This window comes from Mesorhizobium sp. M7A.F.Ca.CA.004.06.1.1 (assembly GCF_003999135.1).
Lineage (GTDB): Bacteria > Pseudomonadota > Alphaproteobacteria > Rhizobiales > Rhizobiaceae > Mesorhizobium.
This window is the reverse complement of the sequence record NZ_RZPQ01000496.1, coordinates 1-4,443: the sequence shown is the minus strand read 5'-3', so window position 1 is coordinate 4,443 and position 4,443 is coordinate 1. Positions and strand designations below refer to the sequence as shown.

Sequence of the window (4,443 nt, the reverse complement as noted above, 5' to 3'; positions counted from 1 at the left end):
ACCATAACCGGTCTCGCCGAGGATCTGGGTGAACACCATCTGGTTCACCTCATTGTCCTCGGCCACCAGGATATCCAGCCTGTCGCCGCCAGCCGCCACCGGTGGCCGGGGGCGAATTGAGGGCGGCTGCAGCAGCGCCCGCTGTTCGGACGGCGCCGAGGGCTGCGTCCGCATCACATAACCCGCAGCGACGTCGGCTGCGAGCGGCTGCGCGTCGCTGCCGCTCGTGTTGTGGCGATGCCGCTGGATGGTGGCGACCAGCGTTTCCAGCAGCACCGAGGAGCGCGCCGGCTTGATCAGCTGGGCATCGATGCCAAGATCGCGATAGCTGGTGTTGGCGAGCGACTGGTCGACCGAGGTCAGCATGATGATCGGCATGCCGGCAAGGCCGGCGGTGCTGCGCACGATCCGCGCCATTTCGGCGCCGCTCATTCCAGGCATCTGGTAGTCGAGCACGACGCAATCGACCGGGACACCATAGGCAGCGGCGGCGATCAGTACCTTGAGGCCTTCGGCGCCGCTTTCGGCCGCGCAGGAATCGAACGTCCACGATGTCATCTGTTCGGTCAGGATGGCCCGATTGACGGCATTGTCGTCGACAATCAGCACACGCGCACCGGTCACGTCGATCGGCATGATGCGCTGTCCGTTCTGCTGTCCGGCCCGCGGCAGCGTCACCGAGAACCAGAAAGTCGAGCCCTTGCCTTCCGCACTTTCGACCCCGATGTCGCCGCCCATCAGTTCGACGAGCCGCGAGGTGATGGCAAGACCGAGGCCGGTTCCCTCATGCCGCCTCGTCGAAGAGGTGTCGACCTGGCTGAATTTCTCGAACACCAGTTTCAGTTTTTCCTCGGGGATACCGATACCGGTATCGGTGACCGAGATCGTCAGCTTCGTTCCGGTCGGAACCCTCTCGCCGGTGACGTCGACCAGCACATGGCCTTCATCGGTGAATTTCACCGCGTTGCCGAGCAGGTTGGTGACGATCTGTCTGATACGGCCGACATCGCCGACGAACAGGCTCTCGAGCCGAGGTTCGACACGCACGATCAGCTCGAGGTCTTTTTCCTTGGCTCGTGTCGACACCAGTGTCGCCACATCCTCGATCGCCTCGGCCAGATTGAAGGGCGCCGGATCGAGCACCAGCTGACCGGCATCGATCTTGGAGAAGTCCAGTATGTCGTTGATGATGGTGAGCAGCGCATTGCCCGATTTCACGATGATGTCGGTGAACGTCTTCTGCTTCGGGTCGAGGTCCGATTTGGCCAGCAGTTCGGCCATGCCGAGCACGCCGTTCATCGGCGTGCGGATCTCATGGCTCATATTGGCGAGGAATTCCGACTTGGCGCGGTCGGCGAGCACGGCGCGCTGACGCGCCTCGCGCAGTTCGGCCTCTCGCATCTTCAGCTCGGTGATGTCGGTGGTCGAGCCGATCAAATAGAGCGAGCCGTCGGAGGCGATCATCGCGCCCTTGCGGGCGAATTGATGCCTGACGCTGCCGTCGGCCAACGTCACCGTCTCTTCGACCTCCTGGGTTTCGCCGGTGCGCAGCACGGCGAGGTCGCCATTGACGAAAGCCTCGCCATCCGGCCCGAAAATCTCGATGTCGGTCTTGCCGATAGCCTCTTCCTTGCGGAAGCCCGTGAGATCGCACCAGCCCTTGTTGACATAGAACTGCCGGAGATCGGAGCGCTTGGCGTAGATCGATACCGGCACGTTGTCGATCAGGCTGCGGAACACCTCGTTCTCGCGCATGCTCTCTTCCAGCGCACGCTCGCGCGCCTTGACGTCGGTGATGTCGGTGCTCGAACCGACCAGATGCACCGACCCGTCCAGCGTCACCAGGCGGCTCTTGCGCGTCATCAACTGCCGAACCGTGCCGTCGCGATGGGTGACGGGTTCCTCGACCTCCCTGACGGCGCCCGTCACGGCGACTTGCGTGTCGTCATGGCTGTAGCCATCGGCGTCCTGCGCACCGAACAACTGCCGGTCGGTGCGGCCGATGACATCCTCCTTGGCCAAGCCGGTGATCGCGCACCAGGCCTTGTTGACGAATTCTATGCTCAGGTCCTGCGCCTTGATGAAGGCGGCCACCGGCAACTCGTCCATCACGTGCCGGAACAGGTCGATCTGGCGCATCGAATCGCGCAATGCCGCCTCGCGGCTCTTGATCTCGGAGATGTCAACGCGAACACCGATGAAGGTGCCATCATCGGTCCGCATGTCGTAGACTTGGTACCAGCGGCCGTCGGGGTTATGACGCTCGTAGCAGGAATTGGGCAAGCGGTAGCGGGCGAGGATCGCATCCAGCCAGCGGTCATGGTCGCTGTCGTAGAGCTGGTCGACTTGTGGATCGCCGCTGTCGCGGAAATAGCCGTTCGCATGGCCCAGAACGAGTGCCTCGCGGAATGTGCAGCCGGGCTGCCATGCCGGCTTCAAGGCCGGCAGCGTATCCTGGATCTTGCGGTTGGCGAAAACGAACCTGTCGTCGCGATCGTAGATGATCACGGCGGCCGGCAAGGATTCCAGCACGCTGGCGAGATGCTTGCGCGCATCCTGCGCTTCCGTCTCGCGGCGCTTCATTTCGGAAATATCGAACAGGAAGCCGGCAACATAGTTGCGGCCGCTGGCCATGCCGACGCGGCTCTTCCTGACGATACGCGATCGGCTGGCGCCATCGACCTCGAAATTCTCTTCCACTTCGTACGGCCGCCCGGTCGCAAGGACCTCACCTTCGCTCTGCTCGAAAAGCGCGACAGCGTTCGCCGGGAGGAAATCGCCGCCGGGTTTGCCGAGCATGGCTTGCGGCGTCTGGCCAAACAGAGCCGCGAACGCCTCGTTGACGAAGACGAAGCGCAGATGGTCGTCCTTGACGAAGATCGGATCCTTGACGGCGTTGATCACCGCCTCCGCCAGCCGCGCTTTCTCCAGCGCGTCGGCAAGTTCGGCCTCCCGGTTCTTCATGTCGGTGACGTCGACATAGGAGATCAGCCGCTTGCCGCCGGCCAGCGGCGCCATCGACGATATCAGCGTGCGGCCGTCATTGCGCGGGAACTGCCGCGCCGCGGCGATCCCGGCCCTGATTTCCGCCTCGCGCTCGGCGATATGCCGCTGCCATGATGCATCGTCGGCACCAAACGGATCGATGTCGCGGCTGGCGTCCATCAGATCGCGGAAGCTGCAGCCGATCTCGGCGCGCCGGGCGTCGATCTGCCAGAAATCATAGAAAGCACGGTTGATGATCTCGGTGCGCATATCGGCGTCGAGGACGAGGACACCGATCGGCATCTGGTCGACCATGGTGCGGAGACTGGCGAAGGTCTCGGCGATCTTGGCGTTCGCGCTTTTGATCTCCGCATCGCGTTGCTTGATCTCGGTGACCTCATAATAGGTCAACAGCCGCTTGCCGCCTGACAGCGCCGTCACCGAGAACATCATCGTCCTGCCGTTGGCATGGACAAATTCGCGCGGCGCGACGGATCCGGCGCGAATCTCCTCGAGACGAGTGGCAAGGTAGCGCTGCCATTGCCGTTCGTCGATGTCGCCATAGATGCCGCTGCGGCGGTTGAGCTCCATCAACAGGCTGAACGGAGCGCCGACGCCGACAGCGCCGTCCGGAATCCTCGAGAGGTCGCGATAGGCCTTGTTGACGATCAGCGTGTCGAGCCTGGCGTCGAGGAGCACGACGCCCATCTGCATGGCGTCCATCGTCCGCTCGAGGTCGGCCAGATGCTGGTCGGGCTCGCCGTCGGCCGATGGTTCCGGCCCCGGACCCTTGAAGGCGCCGGCCAATGCCGTGACGTTGCGGCCGATTCCGCGATAGCCGGCAAATCTTCCTTCGTCGTCGAACTTCGGAAAGCCTGATGTCAAGACCCAGCGACAGTCGGCGCTGCCACCCTTGAGTTCGTAGACGAAGTCGCGAAAAGGCCGGTGCGCCTGCAGATCCTCCAAATGCGCGGCGCCACTACGATCGCCGTTCAGGACCTGATTGAGGAAGTCGAAGCGGAACCGGCCAAGCACGTTTGCCGGATCGATGCCGGTGGCTGCCTGGTAATTTTGCGAGAGCCAGGAGAAGCGCAGTTCGGCGTCGGTCTCCCAGACCCAGTCGGAACCGGCTTCGACGAGTTGGCGAAGCGCATCGTTCGAATCCATGCAAGAGGCGGACGATGATGCATCGTCGCCATGCGCTGTGGATCTGCGAGGCGCGCGCTTGCCGCGCGCGCTGATTGTTTCGTTCGCTTCCGCCATGCCGTCCCCACCCCGAAAACCAAGGCCGAACCCTCCTCCGCGGTTCGTCGGCAAAATGTGCCCGAGAAGCATTAAGGATCCGCTAACCTTAACGGTCAGTTAGCTTCATTCCGCCCGGTTGTCGGCGGGGTCGAACCCGCTATATAAGCAACGGCAGGGGTATTGCTGATGCTTGGACGGATTGTGCCTTTTTTC

1 protein-coding gene is annotated in these 4,443 nt (G+C 62.9%); it reads right to left on the bottom strand.

Translation table 11 applies throughout. The annotated features are described in order from the left end of the window. On the bottom strand, positions 1 to 4,248 hold a 4,248-nt coding region (locus tag EN906_RS24255), incomplete at its 3' end, for a PAS domain-containing protein (protein WP_164777317.1). Positions 4,249 to 4,443: the final 195 nt, after the last annotated feature.